This window comes from Massilia sp. Root133, assembly GCF_001426525.1.
Lineage (GTDB): Bacteria > Pseudomonadota > Gammaproteobacteria > Burkholderiales > Burkholderiaceae_D > Telluria > Telluria orientalis.
In genome coordinates this window covers 412,738-434,344 of record NZ_LMEW01000033.1, presented here as the reverse complement: position 1 = coordinate 434,344, position 21,607 = coordinate 412,738, and the positions used below count along the sequence as shown (strand labels likewise).

Annotated in this window: 23 protein-coding genes and 1 pseudogene; 13 read left to right on the top strand and 11 right to left on the bottom strand. The window is 57.5% G+C overall.

What is annotated here, in order from left to right:
- Positions 1–50 precede the first annotated feature (50 nt).
- The 5 genes from ASD28_RS24415 to ASD28_RS24400 all read left to right on the top strand — a co-directional run bounded on the left by ASD28_RS24415 (position 51) and on the right by ASD28_RS24400 (position 2,494).
- Complete coding sequence (locus ASD28_RS24415; protein WP_056134653.1) at positions 51–494, top strand: DUF411 domain-containing protein; 444 nt, start codon at positions 51–53, stop codon at positions 492–494.
- Positions 495–631: 137 nt separating this feature from the next.
- The gene (locus ASD28_RS31365; RefSeq protein ID WP_082577549.1) at positions 632–895 is read left to right on the top strand and encodes a DUF2933 domain-containing protein; all 264 of its coding nucleotides are present in this window, start codon (positions 632–634) and stop codon (positions 893–895) included.
- Positions 892–1,569: an isoprenylcysteine carboxylmethyltransferase family protein gene (locus tag ASD28_RS24410; RefSeq protein WP_056134650.1), complete on the top strand. Its 678-nt coding sequence runs from the start codon at positions 892–894 to the stop codon at positions 1,567–1,569. Before ASD28_RS31365 ends, ASD28_RS24410 begins: the two co-directional genes overlap by 4 nt.
- 81 nt (positions 1,570–1,650) lie before the next feature.
- Positions 1,651–2,106: a hypothetical protein gene (locus ASD28_RS32060; protein WP_156403935.1), complete on the top strand. Its 456-nt coding sequence runs from the start codon at positions 1,651–1,653 to the stop codon at positions 2,104–2,106.
- A gap of 97 nt (positions 2,107–2,203) precedes the next feature.
- A complete protein-coding gene (locus ASD28_RS24400; protein WP_056134644.1) occupies positions 2,204–2,494 on the top strand; it encodes a DUF5676 family membrane protein in 291 nt (96 codons plus the stop codon).
- A gap of 45 nt (positions 2,495–2,539) precedes the next feature.
- On the opposite strand, the gene ASD28_RS24395 is transcribed toward ASD28_RS24400, so the two are convergent.
- Both ASD28_RS24395 and ASD28_RS24390 read right to left on the bottom strand, forming a co-directional pair.
- Positions 2,540–4,912, bottom strand: coding sequence for a heavy metal translocating P-type ATPase (locus tag ASD28_RS24395; RefSeq protein ID WP_056134641.1), 2,373 nt, complete (start codon positions 4,910–4,912; stop codon positions 2,540–2,542).
- Between the two features lie 53 nt (positions 4,913–4,965).
- A complete protein-coding gene (locus ASD28_RS24390) occupies positions 4,966–5,172 on the bottom strand; it encodes a heavy-metal-associated domain-containing protein (RefSeq protein ID WP_056134637.1) in 207 nt (68 codons plus the stop codon).
- 851 nt (positions 5,173–6,023) lie between these two features.
- Here ASD28_RS24390 and ASD28_RS24380 point away from each other — a divergent pair.
- The 5 genes from ASD28_RS24380 to ASD28_RS24360 all read left to right on the top strand — a co-directional run bounded on the left by ASD28_RS24380 (position 6,024) and on the right by ASD28_RS24360 (position 13,017).
- On the top strand, positions 6,024–7,340 hold the full coding sequence (locus ASD28_RS24380; protein WP_229412246.1) for a TolC family protein: 1,317 nt from the start codon (positions 6,024–6,026) through the stop codon (positions 7,338–7,340).
- A 26-nt stretch (positions 7,341–7,366) separates the two neighbouring features.
- On the top strand, positions 7,367–8,926 hold the full coding sequence (locus ASD28_RS24375; protein WP_056134629.1) for an efflux RND transporter periplasmic adaptor subunit: 1,560 nt from the start codon (positions 7,367–7,369) through the stop codon (positions 8,924–8,926).
- A complete protein-coding gene (locus ASD28_RS24370) occupies positions 8,923–12,099 on the top strand; it encodes an efflux RND transporter permease subunit (protein ID WP_056134626.1) in 3,177 nt (1,058 codons plus the stop codon). Before ASD28_RS24375 ends, ASD28_RS24370 begins: the two co-directional genes overlap by 4 nt.
- 122 nt (positions 12,100–12,221) lie before the next feature.
- Complete coding sequence (locus tag ASD28_RS24365; protein WP_056134623.1) at positions 12,222–12,479, top strand: hypothetical protein; 258 nt, start codon at positions 12,222–12,224, stop codon at positions 12,477–12,479.
- A gap of 88 nt (positions 12,480–12,567) precedes the next feature.
- Complete coding sequence (locus ASD28_RS24360; protein ID WP_056134620.1) at positions 12,568–13,017, top strand: copper-binding protein; 450 nt, start codon at positions 12,568–12,570, stop codon at positions 13,015–13,017.
- A 204-nt stretch (positions 13,018–13,221) separates the two neighbouring features.
- Here ASD28_RS24360 and ASD28_RS31360 read toward each other — a convergent pair whose 3' ends face one another.
- Complete coding sequence (locus ASD28_RS31360; protein WP_056330039.1) at positions 13,222–13,722, bottom strand: HAD family hydrolase; 501 nt, start codon at positions 13,720–13,722, stop codon at positions 13,222–13,224.
- Between the two features lie 335 nt (positions 13,723–14,057).
- Positions 14,058–14,807 carry a type II toxin-antitoxin system HipA family toxin gene (locus tag ASD28_RS24355; RefSeq protein WP_056134617.1) on the bottom strand — a complete coding sequence of 250 codons (750 nt, stop codon included), beginning with the start codon at positions 14,805–14,807 and terminating at the stop codon, positions 14,058–14,060.
- Positions 14,808–14,876: 69 nt separating this feature from the next.
- Here ASD28_RS24355 and ASD28_RS24345 point away from each other — a divergent pair.
- Positions 14,877–16,066: pseudogene (locus ASD28_RS24345) on the top strand (IS3 family transposase); the annotation flags it as partial.
- 62 nt (positions 16,067–16,128) lie between these two features.
- Here ASD28_RS24345 and ASD28_RS24340 read toward each other — a convergent pair.
- From ASD28_RS24340 to ASD28_RS24325, 4 genes are all read right to left on the bottom strand, one after another.
- Positions 16,129–16,707 carry a hypothetical protein gene (locus tag ASD28_RS24340; protein ID WP_056134610.1) on the bottom strand — a complete coding sequence of 193 codons (579 nt, stop codon included), beginning with the start codon at positions 16,705–16,707 and terminating at the stop codon, positions 16,129–16,131.
- Between the two features lie 188 nt (positions 16,708–16,895).
- Complete coding sequence (locus ASD28_RS24335; RefSeq protein ID WP_229412284.1) at positions 16,896–17,375, bottom strand: toll/interleukin-1 receptor domain-containing protein; 480 nt, start codon at positions 17,373–17,375, stop codon at positions 16,896–16,898.
- 338 nt (positions 17,376–17,713) lie between these two features.
- Positions 17,714–18,799 carry an ImmA/IrrE family metallo-endopeptidase gene (locus tag ASD28_RS24330; protein ID WP_056134603.1) on the bottom strand — a complete coding sequence of 362 codons (1,086 nt, stop codon included), beginning with the start codon at positions 18,797–18,799 and terminating at the stop codon, positions 17,714–17,716.
- The gene (locus tag ASD28_RS24325; protein ID WP_056134600.1) at positions 18,783–19,385 is read right to left on the bottom strand and encodes a hypothetical protein; all 603 of its coding nucleotides are present in this window, start codon (positions 19,383–19,385) and stop codon (positions 18,783–18,785) included. Before ASD28_RS24325 ends, ASD28_RS24330 begins: the two co-directional genes overlap by 17 nt.
- Positions 19,386–19,414: 29 nt before the next feature.
- On the opposite strand from ASD28_RS24325, the gene ASD28_RS24320 reads away from it, so the two are divergent.
- Both ASD28_RS24320 and ASD28_RS32055 read left to right on the top strand, forming a co-directional pair.
- Positions 19,415–19,609 carry a hypothetical protein gene (locus ASD28_RS24320; protein ID WP_056134597.1) on the top strand — a complete coding sequence of 65 codons (195 nt, stop codon included), beginning with the start codon at positions 19,415–19,417 and terminating at the stop codon, positions 19,607–19,609.
- Positions 19,610–19,709: 100 nt separating this feature from the next.
- The gene (locus ASD28_RS32055) at positions 19,710–19,883 is read left to right on the top strand and encodes a hypothetical protein (protein WP_156403967.1); all 174 of its coding nucleotides are present in this window, start codon (positions 19,710–19,712) and stop codon (positions 19,881–19,883) included.
- A 264-nt stretch (positions 19,884–20,147) separates the two neighbouring features.
- Here the strand turns inward: ASD28_RS32055 and ASD28_RS31355 are convergent, their stop codons facing one another.
- The 3 genes from ASD28_RS31355 to ASD28_RS32935 form a co-directional block, all read right to left on the bottom strand.
- Complete coding sequence (locus tag ASD28_RS31355) at positions 20,148–20,630, bottom strand: 3'-5' exoribonuclease (RefSeq protein WP_082577601.1); 483 nt, start codon at positions 20,628–20,630, stop codon at positions 20,148–20,150.
- A 73-nt stretch (positions 20,631–20,703) separates the two neighbouring features.
- Entirely contained in the window at positions 20,704–21,132 is a 429-nt protein-coding gene (locus tag ASD28_RS32940) for a hypothetical protein (protein WP_229412285.1), read from the bottom strand.
- 38 nt (positions 21,133–21,170) lie between these two features.
- On the bottom strand, positions 21,171–21,518 hold the full coding sequence (locus tag ASD28_RS32935; protein ID WP_229412286.1) for a metallophosphoesterase: 348 nt from the start codon (positions 21,516–21,518) through the stop codon (positions 21,171–21,173).
- Positions 21,519–21,607: the final 89 nt, after the last annotated feature.

The window sequence follows — 21,607 nt, the reverse complement described above, 5'->3', positions numbered from 1 at the left end:
ACGCCGGCAGCCGACCGCATCCGTCGGCTGCCGGCACCCTGGAGAAGCTTATGTTCATCGGAAAATTCAAGAATCTCGCGGTCGCTGCCCTGATCGGGCTGCCGATGCTGGCCACCGCCGCAACCCAGGCCGTCGAGGTCTACAAGACCGCAACCTGCGGCTGCTGTGAAGCGTGGGTCAAGCACCTGCGGGCCAACGGATTCAAGGTCAATGCGCACGATGTCGCCAATCCGTCCGCCATCCGCGAGAAAATGAGCATTCCCGATCGGCTCGGGTCATGCCACACCGCAGTCGTCGGCGGGTATGCGATCGAAGGGCATGTGCCAGCCGCCGAGATCAAGCGGCTGCTCGCTGCGAAGCCGAAAGCGAAGGGCCTGGCCGTGCCGGCGATGCCGCCTGGCTCTCCGGGAATGGAGGGGCCGACGCGCATGCCGTATGACGTGCTACTGGTCCGAAACGACGGGAGCACGGCGATCTATAAGCACTATGAATAAGCAGCACCAAGCCTGTCCTCCGTTGTAGCGCTCGGTACCTGTAAAGCGAATGTCCTCGTCAATACTACGCCTTGACATCCCTGGCATGACAGATAAAGTGTAAATACGCTCCGTGCATTTGCACCAAAGGAGATGCCATGTATCAGCGAAGCCATCACGCTCCGACTGCAGGGATGGCCGTCCGAACCAAATGGGTTCTCGGTGGCTTTGCTGCGATAGCGCTTTTTTTCCTTTTCACAGAACATCGAGCGCACCTGCTTGGCGCGCTACCTTATCTACTGGTTCTTGCCTGTCCCCTCATGCACTTATTCCATGGTCACGGACACCACGGGCATGGAGTGCCGCAAACCGACCAGGATCAGAGTCGTCCAGACCAGCCGCCGCAACGAGGACAGCCATGAGTCACGATAACGCACCCGCGTACGGCCTATGGGGTCTGGTAATCATGAATTCGCTGGTGTTCATCATCTTCGCCTTCAGTTTCGCGCACCCGCAGAGCCGCCGCGACTGGCGATCCTTTGGTGCATTCTCGGCATTCCTTGTTGCGCTGTTCACCGAAATGTACGGGTTCCCCCTCACGATCTACCTGCTGCTGCCTTGGCTGACCCAGCACTTTCCTGGAATTGATTTCCAATCGCATGATGCTGGACACCTGTTAGAGACGCTGACAGGCTTGAAGATTAATCCGCATTTCGGCCCATTCCACATTGCAAGCAACATCCTGATCCTGCTCGGATTCATGCTGCTGGCGTCTGCGTGGGACGTGCTCTACAAAGCACAGCGTTCTCATACGCTTGTAACTACCGGTGCCTACGCCCGGGTTCGCCACCCCCAATACGTGGGTTTCGTCGTCATCATGATCGGCTTCCTGCTCCAGTGGCCGACCCTCGTAACCCTTGTGATGTTCCCGGTCCTGGTGGCGATGTATGTGCATCTGGCGCACCGGGAGGAACAGGATTCACTGGCCGCGTTTGGAGACGCGTATCGCCAGTACATGCACGACGTTCCGGCCTTCGTGCCGCACTTTGGGCACCCAGTGCCGCCATCTGCAGAACCACGTGAACATCAAGGATAGAGTGTTGGAAGTAGCGATCTGTCCGCGGGACCTTGCCTACGTTGCTAGTTCCCCGGCCTTATTAGAAAAGGGAGCGCGAACATGTTAAGCAAAACCACTCATCCGATTCACATCATCGCCAGTCTGGTGGTAACAGCCAGTTTGATCGGCTGCGCTACACCATCCGGCGACCAGGGCGAAGACCACAACCAACATCATCCAGGGCAATCTGCAAGTACGAGCGCGCCAGACTCCTCCGGCGGGGCCTCCGCCCAAGGTGGGATGGCAGGCGGCGCGATGACGGGCAGCCAGGCTGGCTGCGGAATGATGGGCGGAAGCACCACTGGCAGCCACGCCGGGTGCGGAATGATGGGTGGTAACAAGGCAGCCGGCGCAATGCCGGCGATGGACAAGGAGGCAATGTGTGCCATGTACCGGAACATGCGAGACGCCCCGACCGACCAGGCGCGCCAGGCCATGATGGATCGGAATATGCAAGGCATGTCTCCCGAGATGCGCCAACAGCACATGGACATGATGCGGCAGCAGTGTCAATAACGGCGCGGTGAACGAAGCGCACGCTGCCGACGGCAGGACAAAACGGAACGATTTGCCTCTGCTTCGCGCGCGCCGTTTTCTTGGGGAGGAAAAAGAGATGAAACCGCTACAAACCGGTGTGGCCCTGTCAGTCACTGTCGCAGTTTTTTATTCGCTTTGCACACTGGTCGAGGTGCTTTGGCCCGCACAGTTCATGGGCTTCATGAACGCGCTTTTCCATGGGATGGATTTCCGCACGCTACAGACAGCCGAGCTGCATCCATGGCGTGACTATCTCTACGCCTTGGCCGTCATGGCGCTCTGGGCCTTTGCGATAGGCGCATTCTTTGCCTTTATGCATAACGCGCTTGCAAATGCGCCCCTACATCGTCGACTCCGGCACGCATAACTTTTCTTGAAAGCTCAGTATCCGGGGTCAGAAGGCCCCGGACTGTTACTTCGCTGTCCCCCGCAGACGAAGCGCATTGGTGATGACAGACACCGAACTCAGGCTCATTGCCAGCGCCGCAATCATTGGTGACAGCAGCCGGCCGGTAAAGGGGTAGAGCAAGCCAGCGGCCAGCGGGATCCCGAGCGCGTTGTAGACGAACGCGAAAGCCAGGTTCTGCCGCATGTTGCGCACCGTCTCCAGCGACAACAACCGCGCCCGGGCAATACCGCGCAGGTCGCCTTTGACCAGGGTGACGTGCGCCGAGTTGATGGCGACGTCCGTGCCGGTGCCCATCGCAATACCCACGTTGGCCTTAGCCAATGCCGGGGAATCGTTGATGCCGTCGCCTGCCATTGCAACCGTCTTGCCTTGCGCCTGCAGACGCTCCACCAGGGCCAGCTTGTCCTGTGGCTTGACCTCGCCGTAGACCTCGGCGATGCCGAGTTTCGCACTGACCGATTTCGCGGTGGTAAGACCGTCGCCAGTGGCCATCACGACCGTGATCCCGGCCTCCTTGAGCGTAGCCAGTGCTTCCGCCGTGGTTTCTTTGACCGGATCGGATACGGCGACCAAGCCCAGGAGCCGGCGATCGACAGCAAGGAACATGACGCTTGCCCCTTCGAGACGCAAGGCTTCCGCCTCGTGCACGAGCGGCTTCCAGTCGACCTGTTCGATCTCCATGAGCGCGGTGTTACCCAGCGCAATAGCCTTGCCTTCGACAGCCCCACGTACGCCGATGCCGCTGGACGACTCGAAGGTCTCCGGCTTGGCCAGCGCCAGGCCGCGGCCGCGCGCCTCGGCAACGATCGCATGTGCCAGCGGGTGTTCGCTGCCCTGGTCGATGCTGGCAGCGATCCGCAACACCTCCTGTTCGTCCCCGCCCGGCACCGCAGCAGCCGAATGGAACGCCGGCTTGCCTTCGGTGAGTGTCCCCGTCTTATCGACGATGAGGGTATCGATCTTGCGCATGCTCTCGATGGCCGCCGCATCGCGGAACAGGATGCCCTGCGTGGCGCCGCGGCCGGTAGCGGCCATGATGGACATCGGCGTCGCCAGCCCGAGCGCGCACGGGCAGGCAATAATCAGCACCGAGACGGCATTGACGAAGCCGTACACCCAGCTTGGCTCCGGACCGAAAAGCCCCCACCCGAGCAGCGTCAGCAAGGCTATGGTCACGACAATCGTCACGAAGTAGCCGGCCACCACGTCGGCCAGGCGCTGCATGGGCGCGCGCGAACGCTGTGCCTGGGCGACCATCTGGACGATTTGCGACAGCATGGTCTGCGAGCCCACTTTTTCCGAGCGCACGACCAGGCTGCCGCTGGCATTGATGGTTGCACCGATTACCTTGTCGCCCGGGCGCTTGGTTACTGGCACAGGCTCGCCGGTCAGCATGGATTCGTCGATCGCGCTTTCGCCCTCCAGGACAGTGCCGTCGACCGGCACCTTTTCGCCCGGCCGCACACGGAGCGCATCGCCGACGTGTACATGAGTCAAAGGAATGTCTTCTTCCGTGCCATCGGCGTTGATGCGGCGCGCCGTTTTCGGCGCCAGGCCCAGCAGGGATTTGATTGCTGCCGAGGTCTGCGAGCGTGCGCGCAGCTCCAGGATCTGTCCCAGTAGAGTCAGCGAAATGATGGCCGCGGCCGCCTCATAGTACACACCGATGCGTCCATGCATGGCAAAGGTTTGCGGAAATAGTCCGGGCGCGACGGTTGCGACTACGCTGTAGCAGTACGCTGCTGCGACGCCGAGCCCAATCAGCGTCCACATGTTGGGGCTGCGATTGCTGATGGACTGCACCCCGCGTGTAAAGAACGGCCATCCGGCCCACAGCACGACCGGTGTGCTCAGCACGAGTTCGATCCAGCTTTGCCCGGGCAAGCCTCCTGTGAAGAACCGGTGCCCCGCCATCGCAAGGACGGTCACAATGACCGTCAGCGGCAGGGTCCACCAGAAACGGCGCTTGAAGTCCACTAGTTCCGGATTTTCTTCCTCTTCCAAGGACGGGAGCATGGGCTCGAGCGTCATGCCGCAAATCGGGCAGTTGCCAGGCTGCGGCTGCTGGATTTCAGGATGCATTGGGCAGGTATAGATCGTGCCTTCCGGCGCGGCGGGCGCCGGTTCATTGGCAGCGAGGCCTATATACTGCTGGGGCGACACCCGGAACTTGTCCATGCACCTGGTGCTGCAGAAATGATAAGTTTGCCCCTCGTGCCGAATTTCCCTGGCGGGGTCGGCGCCGACTTTCATTCCGCAGACCGGGTCAGTGAATGGCTTATCCCCGGTTCCGCTCTCATGGCGCACTCCGTGCCCAGGGCCATGCTCAAGATGATGTTCGTGGCCGTCGTGATCGTGATGCGGCTGGTCGTTCATATCGGAACCTTTCCTGGACTCGTAATTGCATGTTCACATTGGGTACATCCGGCTCAGACAGCCGCTACCTGAGTAGCCGGATAACCGGCAGCGGTAATCGCGGCGGCGACTGCATCCGGTGCTCTCGCGCTTTCCACGCGGACGAGCTTGTCTTTCAACAGCACCTCGACTTTTGCATCCGGATCCAAGGTCTGCACGGTCCGGGTAACCCGGCTGGCGCAGCCGCCGCAGGACATCTTTTCTACCTTGAGCGTGTACATTGCTTTCCTCCTGTCTGATTGCTCCGACTACAATGTAGACCTTCCCATGATAGGAAGGTCAAGCTCTGTCTGTGGTGATTTCACTGCGTAGATATATACAATAATTGCCAGCGCCCAAAGAGACCGCTTACTCGTATTTCAAGAAGCGGCAAAGGGAAAGCGAAGGTAATCAGGGCCGGAGCAGTCACGATCCAGAAAAAGAACTTGTAGATTGTCTGCGCTTGGGCCACACCTACGCCACTCAATGTGTCTACACGCTCTAAGACGAGCCTAAACAGACGCGTTACCCGAACCGAAAGAGTTAAATACTCCGCCATTTAAGGTCGGTATAATTGACAACAAAATGTGGCGGTCCTAGACTGCATCCTGACCATGAGACGTCCTCGCACATCCCGACTGATTGCCGCAACAATACTGCTGTTTAGCGTATTGTTCATGCAGCTCGCTGTGTCGGCCTATGCGTGCCCAGCTCTGAACCTGGGAAATGACGATCAGTTGACCTCGTCCGTGCATGCGAAGCCAACCGAAATGGTCGCATGCCAGGACATGGATATGGAACAGCCCAGCCTGTGCCATGCGTCCCACCAGACAGACAAGCAATCGCTCGACAAGCCGGCGACGCCACCGTTGGCGCCTTTCGTGGCCGTCGGGTATGGGCTTCCGATAAGCCTGAACACATTGACGTACCAGCGGCCTCTCGGCTGGCCTGCTCCCGCCTTCCTCACCTATGCGACGGCACCGCCCATAGCCATTCGCAACTGCTGTTTCCGCATTTGATCCTTCAGTTTGCATGATTCCTCATCGCTGCGCTTTTGCGCGGGCGGTGTTACTCAATGCATTCTGGAGGTTTGATGTTTTCCCCACATATCATGGCGTCGCAAATGACGCCTTGTTCGGCTGTTCGGTCTTCCCGGTCTGTCCTTCTTCTTGTATTGGCTGTCTCGCTTGTCCTTGGCAATCCTGCGTTTGCCGCTGAAACGCCATTGACGCTGGCTGAAGCCCAGCAGCGGGCCGTCGAGCGATCGCGAATGCTGGCGGCAAAAGACTACGCTGTCCAGTCCTCGCGGGAGATGTCAGTCGCTGCCGGTCAGCTCCCCGATCCGGTCCTCAAGGTCGGTATCGATAACCTGCCGATCAATGGGCAAGATCGCTTCAGCCTGACGCGAGATTTCATGACGATGCGACGCATCGGCGTGATGCAAGAGCTGACGCGCTCTGACAAACGTCGTCTGCGTGCCGAACGCTTTGAACGCGAAGCGGAAAAATCCATTGCCGAGAAAGCGGCTACGGCCGCGACAGTCGAACGCGAAACCGCCGTCGCCTGGCTGGACCGTTACTACGCCGAAGCCATGTCGACCGCAATAGCCGAACAGATAGATCAGGCGAAGCTGGAAATCCAGGCGGCCGAGTCCGCGTATCGGGCCGGCCGCGGCAGCCAGGCTGACATCTTCAGTTCGCGCAGCGCACTCGCGGCTTTGGAAGACAAGGCCAGCGATATCGACCGCCGCGTCGGCAACGCCAAAATCGCACTGGCGCGCTGGATTGGTGACGCAGCGCAGCAGCCGTTGGGCGCCAAGCCGGCGGTCGATACCATCCGCCTCGACGAGGCTACACTCGACACCCAGCTTGACCACCACCCGGAACTTGCCGTGTTGGCCAGGCAGGTAGATATCGCGGTCGCAGAAGCGCAACTTGCAAAAGCAAACAAGAAAGCAGACTGGAGCGTCGAGGTCGCAGTGCAACAACGCGGTCCGGGCTATTCGGACATGGTGTCGGTTGGCCTTTCGGTGCCGTTGCAGTGGGACCAGAAAAACCGCCAAGACCGCGAACTGTCTTCCAAGCTGGCGCAGGTCGAGCAGGCGAGGGCTGAGCGCGAAGATATGTTGCGTGCCCATGTCGCCGAAGTGCGTGCCATGTTGAATGAATGGCATACGGACAGGCAGCGACAAACCCGGTATGAGAAAGAACTGACTCCTCTGGCCAACTCGAGAACAACCGCGACCGCTGCTGCCTACCGGGGCGGAAAAGCCACGCTGGCGGACGTCATCGCCGCCCGGCGCAGTGAAATTGACGTGCGCCTGCAGGCATTACAACTCGAGCAGGAAACCGACCGCCTTTGGGCGCAACTGAATTTTCTCTTTCCGCAAAACGGCGGCCACGGCCACTGAAAGGCCGGGCGAACAAGGATTTTTATATGGATACTAAAAAAATAACAATTGCCCTGCTCGTGGCTGCTGCATTGGGCGCTGGTGGGTATGGCGTGTACAAGCTCGGCATGAATCGAGGGATGGGGATGTCAACCGTTCCACAAACGGCGTCCTCCGCCCAGGGCGCAGGTGTGAATCAAGTCAACGGACGCAAGGTGCTTTACTGGCACGACCCGATGGTCCCGGGCCAGAAATTCGACAAGCCGGGCAAGTCACCGTTCATGGACATGGAACTGGTGCCCGTGTATGCGGATGAGGCTGGCGACGAGGGCAAGATCAGCATCAGCCCCCGCGTCGAACAAAACCTGGGTGTTCGTACCGCCGAAGTCACGAAAGCCAGATTTGCCGCCAACGTGGAAGCTGTCGGCAACGTCGCGTACAACGAGCGTGACGTTGCCGTGGTACAAGCGCGTAGTAACGGCTATGTCGAGCGGCTCTTCGTGCGTGCAGCGCTCGACCCGGTAAAGAAGGGGCAACCGCTGGCTGCCCTGTATGTGCCCGACTGGGTAGCAGCACAGGAGGAATACCTCACCGCAAGGAAAATGAACGGTCCCGGGACGGACGGACTGGCGGAAGGGGCGCGACAGCGGATGCGCCTGGCGGGCATGACGGATGCGCAGATCCGTAGCGTCGAGTCCAGCGGCAAGGTGCAGCCCCGCTTGACCGTCAGCTCGCCGATCAATGGCGTGATCGGAGAACTGACAGTCCGTGAAGGGATGACGATCACATCGGGCGCACCTATGTTCCGGATCAATGGACTCAGCACGGTCTGGGTCAACGCCGAGCTTCCTGAAGCCGCATCGGCTGAGGTGCGCCCAGGCACACCGGTGGAAGCCCGTACCCCTGCCCTGCCCGGCACGGTATTGAAGGGCAAGGTCAGCGCGATCCTGCCCGAAGTTGAGGCGGCGACGCGCACGTTGAAAGCGCGTGTCGAACTGGCCAATCCCGGACAGCGACTGGTGCCGGGCATGTTTGCCACCGTGAACTTTACGCCCGCGGCGAGCGCGGAGACCTTGACGGTGCCGACGGAAGCAGTCATCCAGACCGGTAAGCGCAGTGTCGTGATGCTTGAGCAAGGCCAGGGCAAATTCATGCCCGTCGATGTCCAGATTGGACGGGAAAGCAACGGCCAGACCGAAGTCCTCAAAGGTCTCGACATTGGGCAAAAAGTTGTTGTTTCAGGCCAGTTCCTGATCGATTCCGAGGCCAGCCTGCGAGGCACCACGAACCGGCTGAGCGGTCCTGCGCCGGCGGGTGGCGCCAAGCCAAGCTCGGGGCCGACGACGCATCGTGCCCATGGCAAGGTAGAGAATATCAACAAGGAAGAAATCACGTTTTCGCACGATCCGATCCCGAGCATGCAGTGGCCAGCGATGACAATGGGGTTCAAGGTCCCGGCAGGAGGTGTACCGAAAGATCTGGCGGTCGGCGACATGGTGAACTTCGAATTCCAGCAGACCAAGGACGGAGCGTTCCAGATCACCAGCATGTCCCCTGCCGGCCCGTCGATGCAGGGCATGAGTGGAATGGGAGACACCACGAAATGATCGCCAAACTCATTCGCTGGTCGATCCTCAATCGCTTCCTGGTCCTGCTTGCGACCGTCGGCATCACGGCATGGGGCATCTATGCGCTGCAGCGCACGCCTTTGGACGCACTGCCCGATTTGTCCGACGTGCAAGTGATCATCCGCACGTCCTATCCAGGCCAGGCCCCGCAAATTGTCGAGAATCAGGTCACCTATCCGCTGACGACGACAATGCTGTCGGTACCAGGCGCGAAAACGGTGCGCGGCTATTCTTTCTTTGGCGATTCCTTCGTCTATATCCTGTTCGAGGACGGCACCGATCCCTACTGGGCACGCTCGCGCGTCCTGGAATATTTGAACCAGGTTCAGTCGCGCCTGCCACCACAGGCAAAGACAGCGCTCGGGCCAGATGCCAGTGGAGTTGGCTGGGTGTACGAGTATGCCCTGGTTGACCGTAGCGGCAAGATGGACCTGTCGCAGCTGCGTGCGTTTCAGGACTGGTTCCTCAAGTACGAGCTCAAGACGGTGCCCAATGTGTCAGAAGTCGCAAGCCTGGGCGGCATGGTTCGCCAGTACCAGATCGTCCTCGATCCTGACAAGCTGCGGGCCTACAACATTTCGCATAACGTGATCATCGATGCCGTCCAAAAGGCCAACCAGGAGGCCGGGGGCTCGGTGCTCGAGCTGGGTGAAGCTGAATACATGGTGCGTGCAAGCGGTTACCTGCAATCGCTCGACGACTTCCGCAAGATTCCACTGACGACCTCCCAGGCTGGCGTTCCCGTCCTGCTGGGTGACGTAGCGCGAATCCAGCTTGGGCCGGAAATGCGGCGTGGCATTTCCGAGCTGAATGGCGAAGGCGAAGTGGCAGGTGGCGTGATCGTCATGCGCTCAGGGAAGAATGCACTGGAGACTATCGAGGCGGTGAAAGCCAAACTGGCGTCTCTCAAGTCGAGTCTTCCCCCAGGGGTCGAGATTGTCCCGACCTATGACCGCTCGAACCTGATCCAGCGGGCTGTCGACAACCTTCGGGATAAGCTGGTCGAGGAATTCATCGTTGTTGCGGTGGTGTGTGCAATCTTCCTGTTCCATCTGCGCTCCGCGCTGGTCGCGATCGTGACATTACCGATCGGTATCCTGATCGCCTTCATCGTCATGCATTACCAGGGGGTGAATGCGAACATCATGTCGCTCGGCGGTATTGCGATCGCGGTGGGCGCCATGGTGGACGCCGCCGTCGTTATGATCGAGAACGCGCACAAGCATATCGAAGCGTGGAATCACACGCATCCCGGCGCAAAACTCGAGGGAGAAGCGCGCTGGCGGGTCATTGGCGACGCCGCCGCCGAAGTCGGTCCGGCACTGTTCTTTTCGCTGTTGATCATCGTGCTGTCGTTCATTCCGGTGTTCACGCTGGAAGCGCAGGAAGGACGGCTATTCTCGCCGCTCGCCTTCACCAAGACTTATTCCATGGCCGCGGCCGCGGGGCTGGCCGTCACCTTGATCCCGGTGCTGATGGGTTACCTGATCCGCGGACGGATTCCCGATGAACAGAAGAATCCATTGAATCGCTTCCTGATCGTCCTGTACCGGCCCTTACTCGATGGCGTACTGCGCTTTCCCAAGTCGACCCTGGTCGTCGCCGCCGTGATTGCCGCCATCACCGTCTGGCCGATGACCCGGCTCGGCGGCGAATTCATGCCGCCTCTCGACGAAGGCGACCTACTTTACATGCCGTCGGCGCTACCAGGGCTTTCGGTTGGCAAGGTGTCGCAGCTGTTGCAGCAGACGGACCGCCTGATCAAAACGGTACCGGAAGTGCAAAGCGTCTTCGGCAAGGCGGGACGTGCCGAGACGGCAACCGACCCTGCTCCGCTCGAGATGTTTGAGACCACCATCCAGTTCAAGCCAAGGGATCAATGGCGGCCGGGAATGACCACCGATAAGCTGGTGGAGGAACTGGACCGCGTGGTCAAGGTGCCAGGGCTTTCCAACATCTGGGTGCCGCCGATCCGGAACCGCATTGACATGCTGGCCACCGGCATCAAGAGTCCGGTCGGCGTCAAGGTGGCCGGTACCAGCCTGCAGGAGATCGATCGCGTTGCCGGAGAAATTGAACGGATCGTCAAGACGGTGCCAGGCGTGTCTTCGGCACTTGCCGAACGTCTCAACGGTGGACGTTATGTCGACGTCAATATCAACCGGGACCAGGCAGCGCGCTATGGCTTGAATATCGCCGATGTTCAGAGTGTCGTGTCGGCGGCGGTCGGGGGCGACAACATCGGCGAGACCGTCGAAGGCCTGCAGCGATTCCCGATCAATGTCCGCTATCCACGCGAAGTCAGGGATTCAGTCGAGAACCTCCGCCAGTTGCCGGTCCTGACGCCGCGCGGCGCACAGATTCGCCTGGGAGATGTAGCGACGATCCGCATCAATGACGGCCCGCCCATGCTCAGGAGCGAAAATGCACGGCTGTCCGGCTGGGTGTACGTCGACATCCGCGGGCGTGACATGAGCTCGGTGGTGCGGGACATGCAGCAGGCTGTCGCCAAGCAGGTCAAGCTGCAGCCTGGCTATTCGATTTCGTGGTCCGGTCAGTTCGAATACCTGGAACGCGCCAGCGCGAAGCTCAAGGTTGTCGTACCGGCGACGCTGCTGGTGATCTTTGTCCTTCTCTATCTGACATTCAAGCGCTTTGACGAAGCCATCCTGATCATGGCCACCCTGCCGTTCGCACTGGCTGGCGGCGTCTGGCTGCTCTGGATGCTCGGCCATCACCTGTCTGTCGCCAGCGCGGTCGGCTTCATTGCCCTTGCCGGCGTCGCGGCCGAGTTCGGGGTGATCATGCTGCTCTACCTGAAGCAGGCCTGGGAGGCTCGCGTCACTGTCGGAAAGTCATCCGAGGCCGATTTGTTGGACGCCATTCGGGAAGGGGCGGTACAGCGCGTCCGGCCAAAGGCCATGACCGTGGCGGTGATCATTGCAGGCCTTGTTCCGATCATGATCGCGTCCGGCACCGGCTCGGAAATCATGCAACGTATTGCTGCGCCGATGGTCGGCGGCATGTTGTCCGCGCCATTACTGTCCATGTTTGTGGTTCCAGTTGTCTACCTGTTAATGCGCCGCCGGGAGTTACGAAAAGCGAACGCACGGAAACCTGCACACCAGGAGGTCAACTATGAAACCACCTGAGTTACCACTGCACGGTGGCTCAAGAGTCCGGTTCTTTGGCCCGGCCGGAGCGCAGGCGGTTAAAACCTGCCATAGGCAGGTTTGGCCGAGTTCGATTTTTGCAGTCGTTAAAGGAGTCAATCATGAAAAAATTCTTTCTCACCTTACTCGGCGCAGCGTCATTCGCTACCGCTTTGCCGGCGTTCGCAGGTCCTGATTGGCAAATCATCGAGCATGGACGCAAGGTCAAGGCGGAGCGCATGCGACAGGAACAGGCTCAGCGCGCCCAAGAAGAGCAGCAGAAAAACGTGCAACTGCCGGGTAATCAAGCCGACAGGGAACAGATGATGAAGGCGTGCATGGAAATGATGAACAAGTCAAAGCTGCAATCCGATCATTAATAAACCCGTAACGGCGATCTTAGCCACAACACTTGGCGTCCCGTCGTGGATGCAAGACTTTTCTTTTATTCACTTGAGGAGAAATCTCATGAAACGTTTTGCCCAACTGGCCTTTATTTCTGCACTGACCATCTCAGGGACCGCCTTCGGTCAGACAGGCGATATGAAGGGTATGGAAATGAAAAAGGGTTGCATGGACATGAAGGATATGAAAGGCATGGACATGAACAATATGAAAGGCATGAATATGGAGGGATGTAAGGACATGATGAAGGAGAACACTGCCGACAGCAAAGTCCACGGTACCTCCAAGGAAAGCACAGTACACAAGACGTCAGCCGTGGTGAAATCGGTAGATCCGGCCAACGGCAAGGTGACACTTGCCCATGACCAGGTAAAGACCCTGAACTGGCCGGCAATGACGATGACTTTCGGCGTCAAGGACAAGTCTTTGCTCGACAAGCTCGCAGTCGGAAAGAAAGTGGACGTTGAGTTCACCCAGCAAGGATCGAACTACGTCGTTTCAGCAGTTAAATAAGCGGAATACGGGTCTTCAGCTCGGGTTCTATTCGTCAGCACAGTGACAAGCCGTGTAGCCGCGACGGCGGATCCGTTATCGTCGCTGTGCTGATTCTAATTGCTCGCGAGTTTTAGCTAATAACGCCCCCGGAACGCGTGGCGTTCCATTATCTCCCGTTTCTGAAACGCTTCCTTCAATCTGTCGAGAAGTCACACGTTTTCTTCACACTTTCGCTATTGTCTTTAGTCGCTCGATAATGTTGAGAAGTTCTTCGTCTGATGGATCGCCCGTGAAAGCTGGGAGGCAAAGATGCCGTGTTGGCTGCCGTTGCAGTTTCTCAGGACTATCGTCAATCATGATAATCTCGTCCACTGCATATCCGTGTTTCATCATTTTGCGTAAGTCTTTCACGTACACATAGCCGTTACTTCTAGCATCAATTTTCTGAACGCACTTCGACACCGACCATGAAAACTTTACTGGGAACTTTGTGCCGAACAGTTCTGCGGTGACCGCCTCCACATACCGCTCACTCGATGAGGACCAAACTGCGACATCGAACCACGAAGCACTGGCTCTGATCAGCTCTGCTGCAAACGGTCTGACATAAACGAAATAGGGGCCAACCCGGAAGCTGTGTGGGTATGGCAAAGGTACCTCGGTGGCGTGCACCAAGGTTTCGTCTAAGTCGAAAACGGCCAGTCTAACTTTAGTCCTGTTCATGTCTTTTTCATAGGTGCAATGTCAGTACACTGTGGGCGTGGAATACGAGCTATTGCTGAAGTCGAGCATGTCTGCTCTTGGTCCAGGCTGTGTAAAAACGCAGGGCCATGTAAACGGAAGCGATTCAGTAAACGTTTAATCCTGCAGTTTAAGCCTGCGCTCGCCCGGGAATTTCGGCTCGGAAACCTGTCCGTTGTTAGCCGGCTAATGCGGGTGATAAGGCCGCTTCAAGGCCTGCCTACTTCGGTTTCGGCTCATTGACAATCTACCTGAACAGCAGCTCTCGACGACTAATTACTGTTATTCCATATCCGCTTTTCATTTGGCCGAGGCTTCTAGCTTGGATCTGCCAAGTCTAAGCCCAGATTGACTTGAACAGTCTCAGCTTCGTCAGCCGCCGCGAAGCAGCCGGCTAGTCGATAGCGGTCGGTCACGTTAATGCCGGAGTCTGCAAACACATCGCGCCACCGTGACGCTACGTCCTTCACTTCTGCTACGATCGCAGCGGCTTCGTCACGAGTAAGGAAGAATCGTTCGCACTGCGAGAGTGCATTTTGGATCGTGCTGGCCGGGCCAAAAGCGCCAACACCGATGTACTGCGGCCGTGACGGTGCCTCAAGGTGAGGACAAATATCAAAAGCCGGCGAGAGTCTGAAAACGCCAGGCTCCTTCATCAGGAGCGCGTGGTTGCGCAAGTGGTCGTCGACATTCCCAACCATGATGTTCAAGACCATGCGTCGGAACAGCTCATGAGCGTCGACTGGTGCCGCGTGGTTTCGTGGCTGCAGTGCCTCCGCGATTGCAGCGTACGAGAACGAGGTCTTGTATTCGCGCCCGTCTGGACTGAGAGCCCTCGGGCGAAGTAAGCTGTTCGCGCTCAGGTAATGGATCCTACCCCCGCCGTCGGTGCGATCGAAGCGCTCGGTCAGGAATACGGAGTGGGCGCCGATCTGGAGCAATTCGAACGAGGGTACCGTGATCCCGGCCATGTGCGCGAGACGCAGCGTTGCGTATTCTACGGCTGGGACATCGAACTGATCGTCTGGTCGACTGAACTTGGCGATGTGCTCGACTCCATCATGCATGACGATCTATAGTGGAGCCCGAATTTGAGACGGTGGTTTAAGCTGTCGTCCGCGAAAGGATGACAGCGAATGAGTGAAGGTAAAAAACGCAGGGTGCACAGCGCCGAGTTCAAGGGCAAGGTCGGGCTGGAAGCGGTGCGCGGGGTGAAGACGATCAACGAGATCGCGCAGGAGCACGACGTGCATCCGCAGTTGGTGACGCAATGGAAGAAGGAGATCCTGGAGAACGCCGGGGCGCTGTTCGACGTCAAGCGCGGGCCGAAACCGGTTGACGAAAGCAGTCCCGAGGACAAGCTGTACAGCGAGATCGGCAAGCTGAAGATGCAGGTGGATTGGCTCAAAAAAAAGCTTGGGGAATGAGCCCTGTCGAGCGGGCACGGTGGATTGCGCGGGAAGACGAGATGCCGCTGACGATGCAGTGCGAGCTGGCCGGCGTGCCGCGTTCGACAGTGTATCGGCGACTGGAAGCGGTAACACGCCGGGCATGCATGAACGAGGAAGACGACCGACTGCGCGCCCTGATCGACGAGGAGTACACCAACCGGCCGTTCTACGGCAGCCGGCGCATGGCGGTGTTCCTGCGGGGTCGAGGACACCGGGTCAATCGCAAGCGCGTGCAGCGCCTGATGCGGGAAATGGGACTGGCGGGCATGGCGCCGGGCCCTGCAACCAGCAAGCCGCATCCGCAGCACAAGGTCTATCCATACCTGTTGCGCGGAGTGGCGGTCACGCGGCCGAACCAGGTGTGGAGTACGGATCTGACCTATATCCGCCTGGCGCGCGGCTTTGCCTACCTGGTGGCGATCATCGACTGGTACTCGCGCCGGGTGCTGGCCTGGCGCATCAGCAACAGCATGGATGCGTCGTTCTGCGTGGACTGCCTGGAAGACGCGCTGCGCCACCACGGCAGGCCCGAGGTATTCAACAGCGACCAGGGCGCGCAGTTCACCAGCGATGCCTTCACCGGCATGCTCAAGCGCGAAGGCGTGGCGATCAGCATGGACGGGCGCGGACGGGCGCTGGACAACATCTTCGTCGAGCGCTTGTGGCGCAACGTAAAGTACGAGGACGTGTACCTGAAGGGCTACGCCAACATGGCCGAACTGACAGTCGGCCTGGCGCAGTACTTTGCGTTCTACAACGCCGGGCGACCGCATCAGGCGTTGGGCTATGAGACGCCGGATCATGTCTACCGCGCCGGTGTCGGAGGCGGTGCGCTGATCGTCGACAAGTTCGGCGACGCGGACCTGGAACAAGAAAAAATCGGCAATACGGGGCAGCGCCGGGCAGCTGCAGAAGCGGAAACGGAAACGGACACAGCTTAAACTAGCCGGCTGAGTGTCTTGACTGATGGGTCCACTTTAATCGTCTTCGGGCGTAGTCCGCCAAGGTCACTACCTGGAAAAAGCAAATTGACGATCTCGGTATCGAGGTATCGATCTGGATCGGTCAAGTATTGGCTAAGAGCGTCAAGCAGATGCTTTGTTAAGCTCATCGACCGGCTAGGCACTTCGCACAGCCTCGGTGGCTCATCCGGCCGCGCGGCAAACGCCAAGCAGCCCGATCCGAAGTGCTTCGACTGGAGAAACCACTCAACTGCGTTTTCCGGGAACGGCTTCTTGTCTTTGTGCAGTAACTGGATCTTTAACTTAGTACCCCATGTGTTTGGGCCAGCGTCAGACAGAGCACCATAAGTGTTGTCGGGCTGGCGCGACACCGGTATTTCTTTCTCCTGAAGCCGAAGATATTTCGGATCGATACTGAAAGCGTCCTCGCGCTGCAGGTAGTCTGTTCCGTACCTAAGCCGGCCGTTGCCATTATCCACGAGACTGAACGAGGCCATTGGAATCGGCACCTCTGGCTTCGTGCAGTCGAACACCACCATCGTTGTCTGGGACATCAGAAATCTCTATCTAATGGTTCCTCGTCCTCGGAAGGATTAATTTACGAGAATAGAATCGGCATTGAGATGTGTGTGGTGTGGCCGGCTGCGATCCCTGGCCGGCGCAGGCAAGCTCGCCAAGTAACCCACAAACATCAGGCGCCGAAGCAGCCCATCTGAATGGCGAACCTGTGTGGGCAATAACGCTAAGGGGTAACCAGCTCAGCGAGCTTGGCCGCGACATTTGCCATCGTATCTTCTGCAGTGCTCATGCCGCTTCTCGAGCCAAGCAGGGGGCTAACTTCGCGGAGCGCGTCATACGTCGTACCGTGCACGATGGGAACGAGAAGGTCACGCGCCAGGAGCGCCGAGAGCTCCTTGTCGGCGATGCCCTCTCCCCGGACGCGGCTCAGTAGTGCGGGGGTCACCAGCACAATCCCGACTCGCGACTTCGCCAGTCCTTTGTCGATTTCGCGGAGCAACGACGTGCCGAGAACGACGTCCTTCTCACTGAACCAAACCGAGACACCGCGCGACTCGAGCAGATCATGCAGTTCCTTGGCCGCACGTTTCCGGTCGTCCCACGCATGGCAAAGAAAAACGTCCCGAAGATCAGGCAAGGACGCTCGCTTCTCGATGTTTTCACGAACTGGCGTAAGCGTCCGCACCTCGGCAGGCGTATACACCAAGGACGAACCTGTTCGCGACCAACGGGGCCTTCCACTGCTGCCGTACCCGCCGACGCTACTCCGGCCGCCCCCGCTGCTCCCCGACGAGGAATAGGATGAGGAGTAAGACGAAGGCGAATATGAGTATGACCGACGGCTACTACATGCGGGGCAGGCTGCTGCCGCGCTCGCGCTGCGATGGCCGTTTACTGGTGCTGTGCATCTACCCATGTCGTAGTCCTTCCATTTGTAATCACTCTTTCAAGTAGAGGGTTTTAAGCAGCCGTTGGTACCGAGTATCATCGTTAGGACCCGTCTAACTTCGGTCTGATCACTGTTCTTTTCCACGTTTATGCTCACTTAACAACCCGAAGACCTACAGCCCGCTCCAACTGGTATAGGTTCACCAGTTCGTCATAGTTTAAGTGAAGCATCTGGACTAACTCGCCAGGAGAATACCCCATCTCCTCTACAGTATTCGCTACCAACGCATCCATAACGGTTGTTCTCTCTCGCTCGAAATCCACCAGGTGCGGCTCGCGAATCCTGAATCCTCTCGTTGACATTTGGCGCCAAAGATATTCGGACTTATATCGATCAATTCGGCCTAATTCCCCGGCTCGATAGATCAAAGCTGCCATAGACACCCGCCATACCGGCTTCATATAGGCCGCCTTGTCGATCGATAGATCCCGCAATTCTGGACCAATGTCGCCAGCGGGCATCAAAAGCGCCGACGCAAACCGATCTGCTTCCTCCTCCATATTTGGACTCGGATAAGCATGCATAACCATATGACCAAGCTCGTGGGCTAGACTAAAACGCATCCGATCCGCGGGCTGATTCCAGTTCAGGAAAATAATTGGCGGCAGACCCGGAATCCGGTAACTTACGCCGTCAATTTTTGCTTCTTCGAGGTCACAATGCACTACGAGACAGCCAGCGCGTTCGGCGCACTCAGTTAGTGACCTGATTGGTCCCCGAGGAAGAAGCCAAGCCCGACGTACACTCTCGGCGACTAGATCTGCTCGTCCTTCGAAGTCGTCAATATCGTAATGGGGAAATGGAAGCTCTGGCTCAAGGTCAACCGAACTCAAGAACTTTCGCACGTGCGCGATGCGAACATTTAATTCAGCGATCACTCGGTCGATCACTTTCTGCCCAACCGACGACTTTTTGCGGAACATGGCGTGCGCACTCATAGGCGGACCATATTCACGTTCAGACTGCGCGAAGAATGACGATGGACAATTAAGGGCGGCCGCCAGTCGCTCGCTCTGCTCTGGACTGGCTTCTTTCAATCCCTGTTCAATTTTTGACAATGTCCCCTGTGCCATTCCCGTTCTTTGAGCCAAGTCAGCTTGGCTCATTGCCAACATTCGGCGTCGGAGCGCTACCAAATCCCCCCGTGTGGCTTGATTACTTTCAGCCAGTCGATACATCTTTCTTCTCGCTATCGGACTTACGTTTTGGTTTCATAATGCGTTTCGCCACCGAGGTTCCTTCACCGGCCGGTTCTGGAGCGAACGGCAAGACATTTTGTGCCATTGGTGAAGCACCGAACAAGTCGATCATCCAAACCACTGACTGCTTTTGTCGCTGCAGGAGCACAATTCGTTCGATCGCGGTGCCGACGTCGTTGAGCTGATATACAAGTTCCAGCCGAGCGAGCCCCCCAAGTAAATCACGATCCTGATCGACGGAAGCCAAGGCATTTTGCGTAGGGTAGTTGCGCGACAACAGCTTTTTGTCTGCCTTTTTCATTCGGATAAAAAGATCGCGGCCAACTAGCAAACCCGTGTAGTGCGGCACTGACTCGACCCTGATGCCATCCATCCCATCAAATATCCGCTTGGCATTCGCGCGCATTTGGTTCGAAACGACTTGGGCTCGGAACGCCTTGGTTTGCATCTGGGACGCGTAAGGCCCCTCGAGCCAATCTTTGAAAGAAGACTGCACGACTTCGACAAAGCGGTCTGCGAACGGACGAATGGCAAGTTCTGCGGCATTGTGGGCAATGATCGGCATGGAACACCTGTTGAGGTTGCAATGACACGATGATACTGAGCAACCACAAAAAACACAACAAAATATTCCTGAAATTATTTCTACTTAACAAAGAGCGGCAGCACCGTATCCGTGAGCAGATCCGCGAAGAGGCAAAGGCGCGCCGGCAGATCGAACGCGCGCTGAAGGACGCCGCCGAGGAAGAGAATACCCTACAGAAGGCGATCGCTAAGGTGCAGGCCTAGGTAGCGAAGGCAAACGACGAACAGTGGGCAGTATTTCAAGCTCCGTTTCACGAACTATAGGCGGAGCTTAGTGAAGCAGAGTCTAGGAGCCAGCGCGCCGTTGACGACCCAGCAGACAAAGGGCGGCAACGTATCCGTGATCTCCAACATCGGCGGCTTTGGAGGGCACGGCACGACCCGGCGGCTCGAACCGCTTGAGTTCGGCGACGCCAGCGTGCCATTTGGCGTCAACGGGTACGCCATGGTTTGGTCGAACGACGCGCCGTGGTGTTAGAGTCTCAGCCGCACAACATATTCGTGCGCTGCCAAGTGAACAAGATCAATCCGATCGACGAATTCTTCTGAGTGCCGCTTGGCGAAATTCGCGAGTACCCGGAGCAGCAGGGTATCAACGCTATCTGGACGGTTGCTGCTACTGAGCCTGAGTACCGAGAGATTCTCGAGTTGGAGCGTCAGCTTGCTGAGCCGATAGCGGACGTCTTGGTCGCTATTTCTACTCAGGCCAGAAGAATAAGACCGGCTATTTTTGAAAGACGCTTTAGGTGCCTTTTTTTGCATCCATCCATGCTAACCACCCTATTCTATGCGCACGCGCATCGTGCAGTGCGTGATGCCACGGACCGTGTTGCTCGTGGTACCGGACTACTGCGCGGTGGAATACAGTCGAGTCGACTAAAGTTCGTATGTCGAAACGACCTCTTAAATTGGCTGGACGCATCTCGCCGAGTGCATCAAGCAGCAATTCCCAATCCGTAAAGCTATCGCAGGCGATAGTTACATTTCGTGGCAGCACAGCAAACCAAGCGGCTAGCCGCTCCATTAACTGGACTGAAGTGACCGCTGGTTGAGCTTGTCCCAGCTGCGGCAGCACTGCAGCTCGGACAAATGAATTGCACCGTTCTAGTGGGTAATCTGCTCGCTCCAGATAAAGCTCATATTTTCCATCCTCACTCACCATACCAATGCTTATAAGCTCACATTCGAGAAAGTCAGTGAACTCTGTATCCAGGAAGACCAGCATGTACTAATCCACAAGCGTAGTTTTATAATACTATCCGAGCCTTTAAGATCTAGGTTTGGCAGTTCCTCTAAACCTAAGCTGACAACCCAGGTTCGTCATTGACATTATCTTTGATCTCAATAGTTAGGTCTGGGTTGAAATTCTGATTCTCTGGCTGACCATCACGCATTATGTAGCCGAGAGGGTTTGCTACTACTCGACATCTGCTTAATTGATAGTCAAAGCTACTGTGTGTGCGCCCATGAATCCAGATGTCAGCTTTGACCACTAATTCATCAAGCCTCGAAGAAAATGCCGCCGAGACAGGATTCGCGCCGTATTCTGGTGCGACGGAAGACATCGATGGCGCCATGTGGGTAATAACCACAGTACGGCCGGCAAATGATTCGTTGAGCTTCCCTTCGAGCCAACGCTTTTGTTCAGCGTGCAACCTTGCTGTGTCGTGTGGGCGCAGTTTCCTGTACCCCGCCGTTCCCAGTCGAATCCGTTGATAGTCGTTCATCACCGCACCTACGTCCGCCATATCACCCAACTTGCGATCTACTCCGAAAAGTGCAAAGTCGGTCCATAGCGTTGTGCCCAGAAAGCGGAGTCCCGGCAATACATATTCTCCGCGATCGAGGTAGTGGACGTTCGGATAAATCTCGCATTCCTGGTAGAGTGCAGCCCCGACCTTTTCAAGAGTTCCCCGTAAAACTCGTGGTTACCAGCGATGTAGAGCACGGGCACCCCTGGAAAGGTTTTTGCAGCCCATGCTGGGGCTCGAGCCTTTGTATGAATGTCACCGGCCAAAATAATAACGTCTGGTCTACTAATGGATATGTCGATGTGAGGTGCAAGTTCACGCCATACTTCTAGATGAAGGTCGGATAGGATCAGTAACCGCATGCTGGAATCCCAAAATATAGTGCTAATAAGATAACCTCGGTCTACATACTGAGTTGCGAAACTAGCAAGAAGATAGCTTGGCGCCAGAC

Excerpts from the sequence above, each read along its gene's own strand:
- ASD28_RS24375 (WP_056134629.1), top strand. The coding sequence starts at position 7,367 with ATGGATACTAAAAAAATAACAATTGCCCTGCTCGTGGCTGCTGCATTG.
- ASD28_RS32940 (WP_229412285.1), bottom strand. The coding sequence starts at position 21,132 with ATGAACGACTATCAACGGATTCGACTGGGAACGGCGGGGTACAGGAAA.
- ASD28_RS24355 (WP_056134617.1), bottom strand. The coding sequence starts at position 14,807 with ATGCATGATGGAGTCGAGCACATCGCCAAGTTCAGTCGACCAGACGAT.
- ASD28_RS31360 (WP_056330039.1), bottom strand. The coding sequence starts at position 13,722 with ATGAACAGGACTAAAGTTAGACTGGCCGTTTTCGACTTAGACGAAACC.
- ASD28_RS24360 (WP_056134620.1), top strand. The coding sequence starts at position 12,568 with ATGAAACGTTTTGCCCAACTGGCCTTTATTTCTGCACTGACCATCTCA.
- ASD28_RS24340 (WP_056134610.1), bottom strand. The coding sequence starts at position 16,707 with ATGTCCCAGACAACGATGGTGGTGTTCGACTGCACGAAGCCAGAGGTG.
- ASD28_RS31355 (WP_082577601.1), bottom strand. The coding sequence starts at position 20,630 with ATGCTGGTCTTCCTGGATACAGAGTTCACTGACTTTCTCGAATGTGAG.
- ASD28_RS24365 (WP_056134623.1), top strand. The coding sequence starts at position 12,222 with ATGAAAAAATTCTTTCTCACCTTACTCGGCGCAGCGTCATTCGCTACC.
- ASD28_RS32060 (WP_156403935.1), top strand. The coding sequence starts at position 1,651 with ATGTTAAGCAAAACCACTCATCCGATTCACATCATCGCCAGTCTGGTG.
- ASD28_RS24380 (WP_229412246.1), top strand. The coding sequence starts at position 6,024 with ATGTTTTCCCCACATATCATGGCGTCGCAAATGACGCCTTGTTCGGCT.
- ASD28_RS24410 (WP_056134650.1), top strand. The coding sequence starts at position 892 with ATGAGTCACGATAACGCACCCGCGTACGGCCTATGGGGTCTGGTAATC.
- ASD28_RS24320 (WP_056134597.1), top strand. The coding sequence starts at position 19,415 with ATGATACTGAGCAACCACAAAAAACACAACAAAATATTCCTGAAATTA.
- ASD28_RS24330 (WP_056134603.1), bottom strand. The coding sequence starts at position 18,799 with ATGTATCGACTGGCTGAAAGTAATCAAGCCACACGGGGGGATTTGGTA.
- ASD28_RS24415 (WP_056134653.1), top strand. The coding sequence starts at position 51 with ATGTTCATCGGAAAATTCAAGAATCTCGCGGTCGCTGCCCTGATCGGG.
- ASD28_RS24390 (WP_056134637.1), bottom strand. The coding sequence starts at position 5,172 with ATGTACACGCTCAAGGTAGAAAAGATGTCCTGCGGCGGCTGCGCCAGC.
- ASD28_RS24400 (WP_056134644.1), top strand. The coding sequence starts at position 2,204 with ATGAAACCGCTACAAACCGGTGTGGCCCTGTCAGTCACTGTCGCAGTT.
- ASD28_RS24370 (WP_056134626.1), top strand. The coding sequence starts at position 8,923 with ATGATCGCCAAACTCATTCGCTGGTCGATCCTCAATCGCTTCCTGGTC.
- ASD28_RS24325 (WP_056134600.1), bottom strand. The coding sequence starts at position 19,385 with ATGCCGATCATTGCCCACAATGCCGCAGAACTTGCCATTCGTCCGTTC.
- ASD28_RS32935 (WP_229412286.1), bottom strand. The coding sequence starts at position 21,518 with ATGCGGTTACTGATCCTATCCGACCTTCATCTAGAAGTATGGCGTGAA.
- ASD28_RS24395 (WP_056134641.1), bottom strand. The coding sequence starts at position 4,912 with ATGAACGACCAGCCGCATCACGATCACGACGGCCACGAACATCATCTT.
- ASD28_RS31365 (WP_082577549.1), top strand. The coding sequence starts at position 632 with ATGTATCAGCGAAGCCATCACGCTCCGACTGCAGGGATGGCCGTCCGA.